Raw genomic sequence first — 12,937 nt, 5'->3', positions numbered from 1 at the left:
GTGACAATTTGTGGACACAGAGCGCACCTTATCCCATCGGCGGCTCCTCGCGGTTGCCAACCCTGAGCGACTCGCCCGAACGGGTTGTATCCGCAGCTCGCGGCCCTCCCGGCCACGGATCGGTCGCGACCCCGCGCACCTGAGGCACTGCGGAAAGTGTCCGGCGGCCTCCCCGAGCCGCCCGCGGGCAACCCCTACGCCGAGCCGGCCGGGCTTGCCCTCCGAAGTTCGCGCGCAGTTTGGGGGTGTCCCGATGGAAGACCACAACCTACCTACGTCCCGCCGGCGTGGCCGGTTCGATCGAGTACTCGCTGTCCTCGGCGAATGGCTCTTCGCCGCCGACGAGGACGCCCGGGCCGAGGCCCGCGGCTGGCAGGTGCACCGCGCCGCGAACGGCCGGACCCGCACCTACCGCGATCCCCGCTGGGACACCGTCAGCGCCTGCCGATCCTGCGGCGGCCACGGGCTCAGCCCCACCGACGGCGCCGCCTGCCCGGCCTGCGCCGGTACCGGAGTCATTCGCTCGGCACCCGAGACCGCGGTCCCGGTCGCCGACGGCTGGAGAGGAGCACGGTCATGACCCGCAAGCACACTCCCGAGCACGTCACCGAGCTGGCCCGGCAGCTCACCCCGGTGAAACGACCCAACCCGTTCCTGTGGGCCTACCACTGGCGCTACGAGATCGCGGCGGTCACCCTGCTGCCCTACTCGCTCGTCGTGCTCTTCCAGTGGCTCGGCCCGCTCTGGTTCGCGGTGGCCCTGGCGTGCGCGTTCCACTGGGTCTTCTACTGGCGCGCCGGCCGCCGCTACCTGCGGGGCCGGCTGCGCGCGATCGTCGTGCAGCACCGCCTCCGGGCCACGTCCGCCAGGGCCCGCGTCTGCACCCTGGACGGCCGCCGGCCGGCGATCCTGTGGACGCGGGAGCGGGACGGCGAAATCCTGGTCACCGTGTTCTGCCCGGCCGGCTTGGAGTTCCGGCAGATCCGTGACGCTCGCGCGCTGATCGCTTCGGCGTGCTTCGCGACGGAGGTCTACGTCGACCGCCATCCGCGGTTCGCGAGCCTGGTGACGGTGGCCGTCTGCACGGCGCCGCCGCGGTGGGTGCCCGCGCAACGCGGCAACCCGCAGGAGATCGTCCCGCTGCGCGTGCACAGCTGAGCCGCGCCGCCCCCGGCGTCCACCCGTCCGGGGGCGGCGCACAGCAACCGCACAGGGCGATCACACGGTCACCAAAGCGGGACCCACGACTGTGGTCGTCATGACAGCCACCGCCTCCGCTTCACGGCCCGGGACCGTCCCGGTCGACCTGGCCGGCCCGCAGCCGGTTCTCGACGTCGTCATCCCGGTCCACAACGAAGAGGCCGACCTCGAACCGTGCATCCGCCGGCTGCACGCGCACCTGGCCGAACACGTCTCCTACCCGTACCGGATCACCGTCGCCGACAACGCGAGCACCGACGCGACGCTGCCGGTCGCGGAGCGGCTGGCCCGGGAGTTCCCCGAGGTCGAGGTCCACCACCTGGACGAGAAGGGCCGCGGCCGCGCGCTCAACGCCGTCTGGCGGGCCTCGGACGCCGCTGTCCTCGCCTACATGGACGTCGATCTCTCGACCGACCTGGCCGCGCTGGCGCCGCTCGTCGCGCCGCTGCTGTCCGGGCACTCCGATCTCGCCATCGGCAGCAGGCTCGCCCGGGGCGCGCGCGTCGTGCGGGGACCGAAGCGCGAGTTCATTTCCCGTTGTTACAACCTGATCCTCCGCTCGACGCTCGCCGCGAAGTTCAGCGACGCGCAGTGCGGGTTCAAGGCCATCCGCGCCGACGTCGCCCGGGAACTGCTGCCGCACGTCGAGGACACCGGCTGGTTCTTCGACACCGAACTGCTCGTCCTCGCCCAACGCGCCGGGCTGCGGATCCACGAGGTGCCCGTCGACTGGGTCGACGACCCGGACTCGTCGGTCAACATCGTCAAGACGGCCACCGCGGACCTCAAGGGCATCGCCCGCGTCACGAAAGCGACGTTCACCGGCGAGATCCCGATCAGCCGGCTGCGCGAGCAGCTCGGCCGGCAGCCGATCGGGGTGGAGGCACCCGGGGTGCCGCCGCGGCTGGTGACGCAGCTCGTGCGGTTCGCCGCGATCGGCGTCAGCAGCACGCTCGCGTACCTCGTCTTGTTCCTGCTGCTGCGCACGGCCGTCGGCGCGCAGCCCGCGAACTTCGCCGCGCTGCTGGTGACGGCGATCGCGAACACCGCGCTCAACCGCCGGCTCACGTTCGGCATCCGGGGCCGCGGTGGCGCGGGACGTCACCAGTTCGAAGGGCTGATCGTGTTCGGCCTCGGCCTGGCACTGACCAGCGGCGCGCTCGCCCTGCTCCACGGCTCCACCACCCCCGGCCTGGTCCTGGAGATCACCGTGCTCGTGCTGGCGAACCTCGCCGCCACGGTCCTCCGGTTCCTGCTCCTGCGCGGCTGGGTGTTCAACCCGCGCCGCCAGGGCGCCACCCAGAAGGAGTACTGATGACCGCCGTCCTGTCCGACCCCGTGACGCAGGAACCGCGCCACCGCAAGGACTCCGCGGCGCCCGCACCCCCGCGCTGGGTCCGCCCGTCGGTGTTCGGGCTGCTGGCCGCGACCGCGGTGCTCTACTTCTGGAACCTGACCGCGTCCGGCTTCGGCAACTCGTTCTACGCCGCCGCCGTGCAGTCCGGGACGCAGAGCTGGAAGGCGTGGCTGTTCGGCTCGCTCGACTCCGGCAACGTCCTGACCGTCGACAAGCCGCCGGCCGCACTGTGGGTCGGGACGGCGTTCGCGCGGATCTTCGGCTTCTCCAGCTTCACCGTGCTGGCACCGCAGGCGCTGATGGGTGTCGCGTCGGTCGGCATCCTCTACCTGGCGGTGAAGCGGACGTCCGGCCCGATCGCCGGGCTGATGGCGGGCGCGTTGCTCGCGGTGACGCCGGTGGCGGCGCTGATGTTCCGGTTCAACAACCCGGACGCGCTGCTCGTGCTGCTGATGGTCGCGGGCGCCTACTTCGTCGTGCGCGCCACGGAAAAGGCGTCGCCCGGCTGGCTCGCGCTGGCCGGTGCGGCGATCGGGTTCGGCTTCCTGACCAAGATGATGCAGGCGTTCCTGGTGCTGCCGGCGTTCGGCCTGGTCTACCTGATCGCGGCGCCGACGTCGCTCGGCAAGCGCTTGCTGCACCTGGGCGGCGCGGTGGTGACGCTGGTCGTCTCGGCGGGCTGGTTCATCGCGCTGGTCGACCTGTGGCCGACGGCGTCCCGGCCCTACATCGGCGGGTCCGAAGGGGACAGCCTGCTCGAACTCGCCTTGGGCTACAACGGTTTGTCCCGCATCTTCGGCGGTGGCGAAGGCGGCGGCCCCGGCGGCGGCGGTGGCATGGGCGGCAACACCGGCTTCGGCGGGACGTCCGGGCTGTTCCGGATGTTCGGCGCCAGCTTCGGCGTCGAGATCTCGTGGCTGCTGCCGGCCGCGTTGATCGGCCTGGTCGCCGGCCTGTGGTTCACCCGCCGCGCGCCGCGCACCGACCGGACGCGCCTGGCGCTGGTGCTGTGGGGCGGCTGGCTGGTCGTGACGGCGCTGGTGTTCAGCTACATGAGCGGCATCGTCCACCCGTACTACTCGGTCGCGCTGGCGCCGGCGATCGCCGCGATGGTCGCGATTTCGGGCCGCGCGCTGTGGCAGGGCCGGGTGAACCTGGCGCCGCGGGCGGTGCTGGCCGGCATGGTCGTGGCGACGGCGGTGTGGTCGTTCATCCTGCTGGACCGCACGCCGGACTGGTTCCCGGCGCTGCGCTGGATCATCGCGGTGCTCGGCGTGCTGGCCGCCACGGTGCTGGTGGTGGGCGTGCCGCCGGTGCGCCGGGTGGTGGCGGTGGTGGCCGCGGCGGTGGTGCTTTCGCTGGGCGTCTCGACCGTCGCCTACGGCGTCGAGACGGCGTCGGTGGCCCACAGCGGATCGATCCCGACGTCCGGCCCGACGTCGAGCGCGATGGGCGGCTTCGGCGGCGGCGAAGACTCGGCGTCCAGCGCGGTCGGCAAGCTGCTGGCGTCGACGACGACCGAGTGGGCGGCGGCGACGACGGGTTCGCAGAGCGCGGCATCGCTGGAACTGGCGAGCGGCAAGGCGGTCATCGGCATCGGCGGCTGGAGCGGCTCGGACCCGGCCCCGACACTGGCCGAGTTCAAGGCGTACGTCGCGGCGGGCGAGGTGAAGTACTTCATCGACGGCGGCCGCGGCGGCGGCCCGGGCGGCGGATCGAGCGAGATCACCGAGTGGGTGACGGCCAACTTCACAGCCACGACAGTGGACGGCTCCACGGTCTACGACCTGCAGAAGTGAGCGCGGCCTAGGGGTCGTGAGTGGTAATCAGGGTTCTAACCCGCATTACCACTCACGACCTCTTTGTACGCAGGTGGTGGCTGACGTCGCCGACCAGGTCGACCGTGGCCCGGCGTTCCGTGAACTGCCACTCGCCCGCGGAGCGGGTGAACGTGTCCTGGTAACTGCCCGCCGCGATCGTTTGCAGTGGGAAGCCCGGCACTGCCTGCAACACCGTGAAATACGCCCGCGACTCAGCCGTGTCCCCGGTGAGCGAGATCGACACGTTCGTTGTCACGTGCTTCGTGCGCGGAGTTCCGTCGTCGTACCGGATCACCGTCGACTGCAGCATTCCGGCGACTTCCGGAGCGCCGCGGGCCACGCCGCCGCTGCCGGCGAACGCGCCCGATGCGAACAGCTCGCCGACGGCGGCGAAGTCCCCTGCGTCCACCAGGGACGCGTACCGGTAGATCAGGTTCTCGATCGCCCGGGTGTCATCCACGGAAATGATCGTACAGAAAAAGTATAGAAACCCTCCGTACGGTGGCGGCGAGGGCGGCGGGGGTCGCCCACAGGGGGTAGACATGGATCGCCGGAGCCTGCTCAAGATCACCGCCGGGGCCGCCGTTGCCACGGCCGGGTCCGTCCTGCTGAGCGGGACAGCGGAAGCAGACACGAACGTATTGCCGCCCGTGCCCGGGATGCTGGGTGATCGGCGGGCCAACGAAGTCTGGTACCAGCTCGACGAAATCGCGTTGTACCACCCGTCGCCGGAAACCAGTGCCGCCTACACCGCGTTGTTCGGGTACCTCGGCCAGGAAAGCATCGCCAGCAGGTGGCTCGCCTTCAGCAAAGAGCCTTCCTACCCGCAGAACTACCTCGAGTTCGTCAAGCCCGTCGAAGCGCCGCTGCGGACGCTGTCGAAGCTGCAGCTCGGGAACTTCGACCGCTTCTACCGCGGGGACGAAGCGGGCCTCGTCAGAGCGTTCGCCGACTTCGGGCAGGGGGTTCTCTTCGATCCTCGACGCGAACCCGTCGAGTCCGAGGTGCACACCATGGACGGGAACCCGCCCTCCAGCTACCACTTCTGGCACGCGATCCAGCGCGCGCAGATGCTGCTCGGGATCGATCGTCAGCGGTGGACGCGGATCGATCCCGTGCTCGGCTTCGCCTGGGCCTTGCAGTCCGTCGCGAAACCCGACCACCGGCACGTCAACCCCGGGCTGCCCGCGGGGCAGGTCCGCGCCTTCGCCCGCTACTGGCTGCCGCGGGAGCCCGCGCAGCTCGATCGTGACTTCCAGTCCTCGCCCTATCCCTCCGGACTGGGCTGAAGCACCCGCTCGTAAGCCGCTCGCAACGCCGGGCCCGGCGTGATCCCCAGCTTTTCGTCGAGGACGCGCCGGCCCCGGTGGTACACCTCCACCGCGTCCGCCGACCGCCCGCTCGCGCACAGCGCGGCCATCAGCAACGCGAGCGCGCGCTCGCGCAGCGGGTGTTCGAGGACGAGCCCCGTCGCGTCGGGGACGGCTCGCAAGTGGTCGCCCACCGCGATGTCGGCTTCGATACGGCCTTCCAGCGCGGCCAGCCGGAGTTCCTCGAACCGCGCCGCCGAGCCCGCGCGGAGCGGTTCGGCGACGTCGGCGAGGACCGGACCGCGCCACAGGTCCAGCGCGGCGCGGAACAACCCGGCCGCACGGGAAGCCGAGCCCGCCCGGAACGCCGCCGCACCGGCCGACGCGAGCCGTTCGAACTCCTGCGCGTCGAGGGTGCCGCTCGGCTCCAGCAGGTAACCGCCACCCGTGCGGACGAGCCGGGCCGGTAACGCCCGCCGCAGCCGGGACGCGTACGTGCACAGCTGCGCGTCGACCGTCGAGGGCCGGACGCCGTCCCACACCAGGGAAATCAGCCGCTCGTCGGGCACCACCCGGCCGCGGGCCAGCAGCAACGCCGCCAGCAGCGTCCGCGGCTTGCGGCCGCCGAGCACGGCCGGGCGGCCGTCGGCACGGCACACCGCCAACGGGCCCAGAATCCGGAACTCCATCCCCCCACCCCGTTCCCACCGTACCGGGACTGACACCGCGGGCACAGGAAAGTCTCAGACCGCCCACAGGAACGGCGCGGATCATGGAGGTCAGAGGATGAGGGATGAGGGATGAGGAGGCCGCGATGATCACCACCCGTCCGGGCTACCCGCGCTGGCACACCGCGAGTGCGCAGGGCCCCCGTTCGCACAACGCCGACGCCGTCGGTGCCTACGCCGCGGCCGGCGCGCCCGGCATCGTCTTCGCCCTCGCCGACGGCGTCGGGGACGACCCGGCCGCCGCCCAGGCCGCGCGCGTCGCCGCCGCGGCCGCCGCGCGCACTCCGGTCCACAAAGGACCGGTCGAGGCCGTTCTCGCCGCACAGCAGGCCGTCCGGGAACGCAGCTACGGCGACGCCGTGCTCGTCGTCGCCGTGCCGGTCGCCGGCGGCTACCGCATCGCCTGGGTCGGCGACGCCCGCGCGTACGCCTGGGACGGCACGGCGCTACGCCGCCTGACCACCGACCACACGCTCGCCGAGTACTTCCGCGCCCGCCGCCAGCCGGTGACGCCGCGGATGGAACACGTGGTCACCACCAGCGTCCGCACGACGAAACCGCACGAGATCGGCACGGCCGAGGTGACCGGCGGCGGGCTGCTGCTGACCAGTGACGGCGTCCACAAACCGCTCACCGGGACCGAGATCCGCGCCATCCTCGCGGATCCGGCGCACGGGGCCGCGGAACTCGTCGAGGCCGCGATCGCCCACGGCGGATCCGACAACGCGACCGCGCTCTACGTCGAGGCAGTGGAGGCCGACAGCATTACGGTGCGATTTCCCGTCGCCGCGTGAGGCTAGTTAGCGCGTTCGCGTTTCAGCTGCCGGTATTCGCGTAGTACCAAGACGATGATGATGACGTCCAAGGCGGCGAAGAACGGCAGCGCGATCGAGTGGGTGTGGATCGCGCGCCAGACCTCGTAGACGACGAACGCGGCGAGGATCACCGCGGCGATCGGGTAGGCGGGGACGATCTTGCGCGCCAGCGCCCAGACCAGGCCGAGCTTGATCAGGCCGTGGGCCAGCAGGTAGGCGACGGCGAACGTCTTGGTGTCGCCGTGCAGGAAGTTCTCGGTCGCCGATTCGAGGTGCCGCGCGAGCGTGCCCGACGGGTCGCCGAGCAGGTCGCGGGTGATCACCGCGTGGGTGAACCCGCTGACGGTCGACGCCGGGATGAACGCGAGGATCAGCGCCCCGACGACCTGCAGGGCGCCGTCGAGGCCCTTGATCGCGATCGCGATCCGGAAGAACCGCTCGGTCGCCGTCGGCTTGGTTTCCGCCATGCCCCCACCTCAGCACGAACGGTGGATCCGCGCACGTGGGGGCGGTTTTCACGCCTTTCGTGCCAGGCTGTCCGGCCGGTCCGGTCCGTCCGGTGTCACTCGATCAGTCGGCCGATCAGCCGGCCGTTTCCGAGCGCACCACGTCTTCCGCGAACGCGACCGCCGTCTTCATTCCCTCTTCGCCGAAGATCGGGCCGTTCGTGTACAGGCCGTCGATGATGAACATGACCCGGTCGGCCAGGCGGTCCGGTTCGGCCGCCGGCGTCGAGCGGGCCAGCTCCCGCAGCTGCGTCCGGACCCGCACGAAGTGGTCCAGCGACACCTGGTGCGCCGGGTGCTCGCGCTCGGGGAACTCGGCGAAGGTGTTGCGCAGCGGGCAGCCGCGCGTGCCCGGGACGTTGACGCGGATCCCGACCTCGCGCACCAGCTCGACCAGCTGTCCCTCCGGGCCGTCGGCGGCCGCTTTCGCGTCCGCGACGATGTGCTCCCAGTCCCCGCTGCAGCGCCGCAGGTAGGCCACGACCAGCTCGTCCTTGCTCGCGAACTGGCTGTAGAGCAGGTTCTTGCCGCAGCTGCACTCGTCGATGATCTGCTGCATCCCGACCGCGTGCACCCCCTGCTGGTTGAACAGCCGGGTGGCGGTTTCGAGGATGCGCTCTCGGGCGTCCGGCGTGGGCTTGCGCGGCATGCGCCCCATCGTACCGGACCGAATGGTCCACATCGTGGAATCCCTGGTTGACACCGTGTCCGCGCCGCCGTCATGATTCGGACCGTTCGGTCCCGGACCGATCGGTCCGTCTCACTTGGGGGTTCCCTTGACCGTCTCCACGTCTCCGGCCGCGGTCCACGACCGCATGACGCCCCGCGCCCGCGGCCTGCTCCTCGTCCTCTGCGGCGCGATGTTCCTCGACGCGCTCGACGTCTCGATGAAGGGCGTCGCGCTGCCGTCGATCGGCGCCGAGCTCGGTTTGACCACCGCCTCGCTGCAGTGGGTGGTCAGCGGTTACGTCCTCGGCTTCGGCGGTTTCCTGCTGCTCGGCGGGCGCGCCGCCGACCTGCTCGGGCGCCGGCGGATGCTGATCGGCTCGCTGGCGGTGTTCGCCGTCGCGACCGCGCTCGGCGGCTTCGCCACCGACGGCCCGCTCCTCATCGCCGCACGGTTCGTCACCGGCGTGAGCGCCGCGTTCAGTGCCCCGGCCGGCTTCTCGATCATCACGACAAGCTTCACCGAGGGCCCGGTCCGCAACAAGGCGCTCTCGATCTACAGCGCGACCGGCGCGGCCGGCTTCTCGCTCGGGCTCGTCGCGGGCGGGCTGCTCACCGAGGTCAGCTGGCGGTGGGTGTTCCACGCGCCGGTGGTCGTCGCGCTCGCGACCCTGGCCGGCGCGCTGGCCGTGGTGCAGCGCGCACCGCGTCCCGCCCGGACCGGCGGCTTCGACGTCGCCGGCTCCGCGACCATCACGGCGGCGATGCTGCTCCTGGTGTTCACGCTGGTCGAGGCGCCGAACGCGGGCTGGGCGTCGGTGCGCACGCTCGGTTCGCTGGCGGCGGTCGTGGTGCTGCTGGCCGCGTTCGCCGTGATCGAACGGCGGGTTTCGGCGCCGCTGGTCCGGCTGGGCGTGCTGCGGTCGGGCGCGCTGGTGCGGGCCGCCGTCGGGGCGCTGTCGCTGCTGGGCGGCTGGGTGAGCGCGCTGTTCATCGTCACGCTCTACCTGCAGGACTTCCGCGGCTGGTCAGCGCTGGAGACCGGGCTCGCGGTGGCGCCGAGCGGCTTGGTCGTGGCGCTGCTCGCGCCGCGGATCGCCGCGCCGCTGGTCGGCCGGTTCGGCTCGGGGCGCGTCGCGCTGGCCGGGCTCACCTCGTCGGTGGCGGCGTACGCGCTCCTGCGGTTCCTGGACGCCACCAGCGGGTACGTGACGCTGATGCTGCCCGCGTTCCTGCTGGTCGGGCTGGCCTTCACGCTCACCTACGGCCCGCTGACGATGGCCGCGGCCGACAGCGTCCCGGCCGCGGACCAAGGCTTGGCGGGCGGGTTGGTGAACACGTCGTTCCAGGTCGGGCCGGCGGTGGCGCTGGGCGTGGTGTCGGCGGTGACCGCCACCGGCGGCGACCTCCTGAGCGGCCTGCAGGCCGCCCTGGTGGTCCCGCTGATCGTGGCCGCACTCGGCGTCGCCGCGATGCTCCCCTCCCTGCGCCGCGCCTGAAAGCCGTGAAGGCCTCCTTACCGGCTCTTATGGCCGGTAAGGAGGCCTTCACGGCTTTTGGATCACATCGCGGGCGGGGCGGACTTTGTGCCCCACGCCGTCGGGGTGTCGCTCAGGGTGAAGCGGATCGTGCCCGCGCGGAGCAGGTCCTCGTGCGAGATCCAGCTGCGGTCGTAGCCGCGGTGTCCGATGTGGACGTCCGATGTGTACTGGAGTTTCGACGCGCTCGCGCCGGGCGCCTCGATCTCCAGCTTGCGGCCGTGGTCCGGGTGGATCTCGACCTTCTCGAACATCGGCGTGCTGAGCAGGTACGTCCCGGAACCGGGCTGGGCCTCGAAGACGCCCGTCATGCCGAAGACCAGCCACGACGAGATGGTGCCGAGGTCGTCGTTGCCCGGCATGCCGTACGGCGTGTCGGTGAAGAGCGTCCGCGCCGCGCGCAGGACGGCCGACGTCTTCCACGGCGCGCCCGTCCAGCTGTACATCCAGGGCGCGTGCAGGTCGGGTTCGTTGTTGGGGTTGAAGGCGAAGTTGTTGTGGTAGTCGTACGCGCCGTGGACCCAGGAGTCCTTGGCGGCCTTCGCCGGGTCGGTGAGCAGCAGCGGCGTGTCGAAGAACGTGTCGAGCCGCTTCTCGGCCTGCCCCGCGCCGCCCATCAGGCCGAACAGCTTCGCGGTGTCCTGCTGGGCGAGCCACTGGTACTGCCACGGCGTGCCCTCGTGGAACCCGGTCGACTGGGCCGGGTCGGGGTCGCCGACGCCGGTGCCGTCCGCCGCGCGGGTGCGCGGGAAGCCGGTGAAGCCGTGGGATTCGACGCTGGTGTCCCAGAGCTTCGAGAAGTTGCCGCAGCGCGCGGACAGCGTCTTGGCCTTGTCGCGGTAGCCCAGCCCGGACGCCATTGTGGACAGTGCGCAGTCGGCGAGGGCGTACTCGAGCGTCGCGGAGCCGGCCTGGCGGGTGTCACCGAAGGTGTACCCAGGGACGTCCTGGTAGCCGATCCAGCCGTTCTTGACGTAGTTCGGGTTGCCGTCGCGGCCGCGGAAGATCGACTGGTCCGCCGGGACTTCGGTGGCGTTGCGCCACAACGCGTCGAACAGCTGCCGCGCGGTGCGGTCGTCGAGGAGGCCGCGGCGGTAGTTGTCGACCACCCACGGCGTCACCGGGTCGCCGCTCATCACGTTCGTCTCGCCGCCGGCCAGCGCCCAGCGCGGCACCCAGCCGCCGTCCTGGTAGATCTTGAGGACGGACTTGGTCATGTCCGCGGCCTTGTCCGGGTGCAGCAGCGCGACGAGCTGGTTCTGCGAGCGGTAGGTGTCCCACAGCGAGAACATCTGGTAGTAGGTGTCCCGGCCGCGGTGCACGGCGTCGTCGAAGCCGCGGTAGGAACCGTCCACATCGGACCCGACGGACGGGTGCAGCAGCGAGCGGTAGAGCGCGCTGTAGTAGGTGCGCTGGTCGGCGGTGCTCCCGCCGGCGACGCGCATCCGGTTCAGCTCGTCCGCCCAGGTGTCGTGCGCGGTCTTGCGCGCCTTGTCGAACGACTTGGGCTGCTCGGTCTTCCGGTTCAGCCGGGCGCCGTCGACCGAGGTGTAGGAGACGCCGACGGACGCGCCGACCTGGTTCTTGTCCGCGCCGAAGCTCAGCCACGCACCGGCGCGCTGGCTGCCGAGGCTCGCGTCGCGCTGGTTCGGCGTGAGCTTGTTGTCGGTCCAGGTCCCGAAACCGGTGAACTTGCGGTCGAACTTGGCGCTGAAGAAGACCTTGTAGCGCTCTTTTTGCGTCTCCCAGCAGAAGTTGCCGCCCTGCAGCCAGCCTTCGACGGTGTCGTCGCCGACGACGTGGACGTCACCGGCGTAGGTGTAGCCGTTGCTCTCGCCGACCTCGATGAGGACGTTCTCGCTGGTGGCCCCGGCCGGGTAGGTGTAGCGGTGCTGGCCGGTCCGCTGGGTCGCGGACAGCTCGGCGCCGATGCCGTTGTCGAGCTTGACGCCGTAGTAGCCCGGCTGCCGGGTTTCGTTGGCGTGGCTGAACTTCGCGCCGTACTGCGCGGGGTCGCTGCTGGTGACGGCGCCGGTGGTCGGCATGAAGCGGAAGTTGCCCATGGTCTGGCAGCCGACGCCGGAAAGGTGGGTGTGGCTGAAGCCGAGGGTGGTGTCCTGCGCGTAGTCGTAGGACGCGTACTTCTTGAGCTGGGTGTCCGGGCTGAGCTGGACCATGCCGAACGGCGTCGTCGCGCCCGGGAAGGTGGTGCCGTCACCGTTGTTGCCGATCGAGGTGTCGACGAGGGTGGTCGGGTCGTCGGCGAACTTCGGCCCGTGTGGTGCCGCCTGCGCGGGGGTCGCGAGGGCGACGGCGGTCACGCCGGCGAGCGTGACGGCCAGGACGCGCTTGCGCGCTCTCATCCGGTTCCTCCTGTGACAACGTTGTCAGACTGTGGGTGAATCCTTGACGTTGTCCACCGGACAGGTCAAGACCCACGAGCGAGGTTTTGCCGGATATGCGAAGGCTCACCCGCGGCGGCGAACGCTCCGAACCACTGGTTGGCGGCCAGTTCGCGTCCCGCTCGGGCGCGCCGGTCACCGCCTGCTGGGTGATCACCCGGACACCGCCATGCACGATGACCTGGCCGGCGGTGGCGGCGTCGAAGTCGCTCGCGGCCTGCGCGCTCTCGATCCAGCTCTGCGACAACCGCTGGAACGGCCCGAGCTTGTCGTCCCAGAGCCGGCCTCGGCGACGGTGACGACCCCAGCGGCCACCGCCTGGCCGACGCCGCCGGCCACCTCGTGCGGCTGGTCGGGTCCCGCGACCTGACCGACGTGGTCCTGGTCGGGCGCAGCTGGGCCGGCTACCCGATCACCGGCGCGGCCGGGCGGCTGACCGGCCGGCTCGCCGGGATCGTCTGCTACGCGGCGCTGCCGCACCCCGGCGCAACGTTCGCCGGACGCCTCGGCGTGCCGCCGGTCGCCGTGCCCGGCATCCACCCCGGCGAGATCGCCAAGGCCGTCCTCGCCGCGGGCTGAACGACCGTCCACAAGG

Annotated in this window: 13 protein-coding genes; 8 read left to right on the top strand and 5 right to left on the bottom strand. The window is 71.3% G+C overall.

The genetic code is table 11. The annotated features are described in order from the left end of the window. Window positions 1-576: 576 nt before the first annotated feature. The 3 genes from OG570_RS23680 to OG570_RS23670 all read left to right on the top strand — a co-directional run bounded on the left by OG570_RS23680 (window position 577) and on the right by OG570_RS23670 (window position 4,356). A complete protein-coding gene (locus OG570_RS23680) occupies window positions 577-1,158 on the top strand; it encodes a hypothetical protein (RefSeq protein WP_326959356.1) in 582 nt (193 codons plus the stop codon). A 100-nt stretch (window positions 1,159-1,258) separates the two neighbouring features. Further along, the gene (locus OG570_RS23675; protein WP_326943387.1) at window positions 1,259-2,515 is read left to right on the top strand and encodes a bifunctional glycosyltransferase family 2/GtrA family protein; all 1,257 of its coding nucleotides are present in this window, start codon (window positions 1,259-1,261) and stop codon (window positions 2,513-2,515) included. After that, a complete protein-coding gene (locus tag OG570_RS23670; protein ID WP_326959354.1) occupies window positions 2,515-4,356 on the top strand; it encodes an ArnT family glycosyltransferase in 1,842 nt (613 codons plus the stop codon). The genes OG570_RS23675 and OG570_RS23670 overlap by 1 nt, the downstream gene beginning before the upstream one ends. Before the next feature lie 52 nt (window positions 4,357-4,408). On the opposite strand, the gene OG570_RS23665 is transcribed toward OG570_RS23670, so the two are convergent. Then, entirely contained in the window at window positions 4,409-4,837 is a 429-nt protein-coding gene (locus OG570_RS23665) for a nuclear transport factor 2 family protein (protein WP_326959352.1), read from the bottom strand. Window positions 4,838-4,919: 82 nt separating this feature from the next. On the opposite strand from OG570_RS23665, the gene OG570_RS23660 reads away from it, so the two are divergent. Next, window positions 4,920-5,666, top strand: coding sequence for a hypothetical protein (locus OG570_RS23660; RefSeq protein WP_326959349.1), 747 nt, complete (start codon window positions 4,920-4,922; stop codon window positions 5,664-5,666). Here OG570_RS23660 and OG570_RS23655 read toward each other — a convergent pair. After that, a complete protein-coding gene (locus tag OG570_RS23655; RefSeq protein WP_326959347.1) occupies window positions 5,645-6,376 on the bottom strand; it encodes an AfsR/SARP family transcriptional regulator in 732 nt (243 codons plus the stop codon). The genes OG570_RS23660 and OG570_RS23655 overlap by 22 nt on opposite strands. A gap of 125 nt (window positions 6,377-6,501) precedes the next feature. Between OG570_RS23655 and OG570_RS23650 the strand changes: the two genes are divergently transcribed. Further along, entirely contained in the window at window positions 6,502-7,209 is a 708-nt protein-coding gene (locus OG570_RS23650) for a PP2C family protein-serine/threonine phosphatase (RefSeq protein WP_326959345.1), read from the top strand. Window positions 7,210-7,211: 2 nt separating this feature from the next. Here the strand turns inward: OG570_RS23650 and OG570_RS23645 are convergent, their stop codons facing one another. Together OG570_RS23645 and OG570_RS23640 are read right to left on the bottom strand one after the other, a co-directional pair. Then, window positions 7,212-7,697 (bottom strand): DUF2127 domain-containing protein, encoded by a 486-nt coding sequence (locus OG570_RS23645; RefSeq protein ID WP_326943393.1) that lies wholly within the window; start codon window positions 7,695-7,697, stop codon window positions 7,212-7,214. 115 nt (window positions 7,698-7,812) lie between these two features. Beyond that, window positions 7,813-8,385, bottom strand: a complete 573-nt coding sequence (locus tag OG570_RS23640; protein WP_326943394.1) for a TetR/AcrR family transcriptional regulator — start codon at window positions 8,383-8,385, stop codon at window positions 7,813-7,815. A gap of 127 nt (window positions 8,386-8,512) precedes the next feature. Here OG570_RS23640 and OG570_RS23635 point away from each other — a divergent pair, with 127 nt between their 5' ends. Beyond that, window positions 8,513-9,901 carry an MFS transporter gene (locus OG570_RS23635; RefSeq protein ID WP_326959343.1) on the top strand — a complete coding sequence of 463 codons (1,389 nt, stop codon included), beginning with the start codon at window positions 8,513-8,515 and terminating at the stop codon, window positions 9,899-9,901. A 62-nt stretch (window positions 9,902-9,963) separates the two neighbouring features. On the opposite strand, the gene OG570_RS23630 is transcribed toward OG570_RS23635, so the two are convergent. Next, a complete protein-coding gene (locus OG570_RS23630; RefSeq protein WP_326959341.1) occupies window positions 9,964-12,303 on the bottom strand; it encodes a GH92 family glycosyl hydrolase in 2,340 nt (779 codons plus the stop codon). A 95-nt stretch (window positions 12,304-12,398) separates the two neighbouring features. Between OG570_RS23630 and OG570_RS23625 the strand changes: the two genes are divergently transcribed. Together OG570_RS23625 and OG570_RS23620 are read left to right on the top strand one after the other, a co-directional pair. Beyond that, window positions 12,399-12,641, top strand: a complete 243-nt coding sequence (locus OG570_RS23625; RefSeq protein ID WP_326959339.1) for a hypothetical protein — start codon at window positions 12,399-12,401, stop codon at window positions 12,639-12,641. Window positions 12,642-12,684: 43 nt separating this feature from the next. Continuing rightward, entirely contained in the window at window positions 12,685-12,921 is a 237-nt protein-coding gene (locus tag OG570_RS23620; RefSeq protein ID WP_326959337.1) for a hypothetical protein, read from the top strand. The last annotated feature ends 16 nt before the right edge of the window (window positions 12,922-12,937 follow it).

Origin of the sequence: Amycolatopsis sp. NBC_01286 (assembly GCF_035982555.1) — a bacterium.
In the GTDB taxonomy this organism is placed as follows: Bacteria; Actinomycetota; Actinomycetes; order Mycobacteriales; family Pseudonocardiaceae; genus Amycolatopsis.
This window is presented reverse-complemented; position numbering and strand designations above follow the sequence as displayed.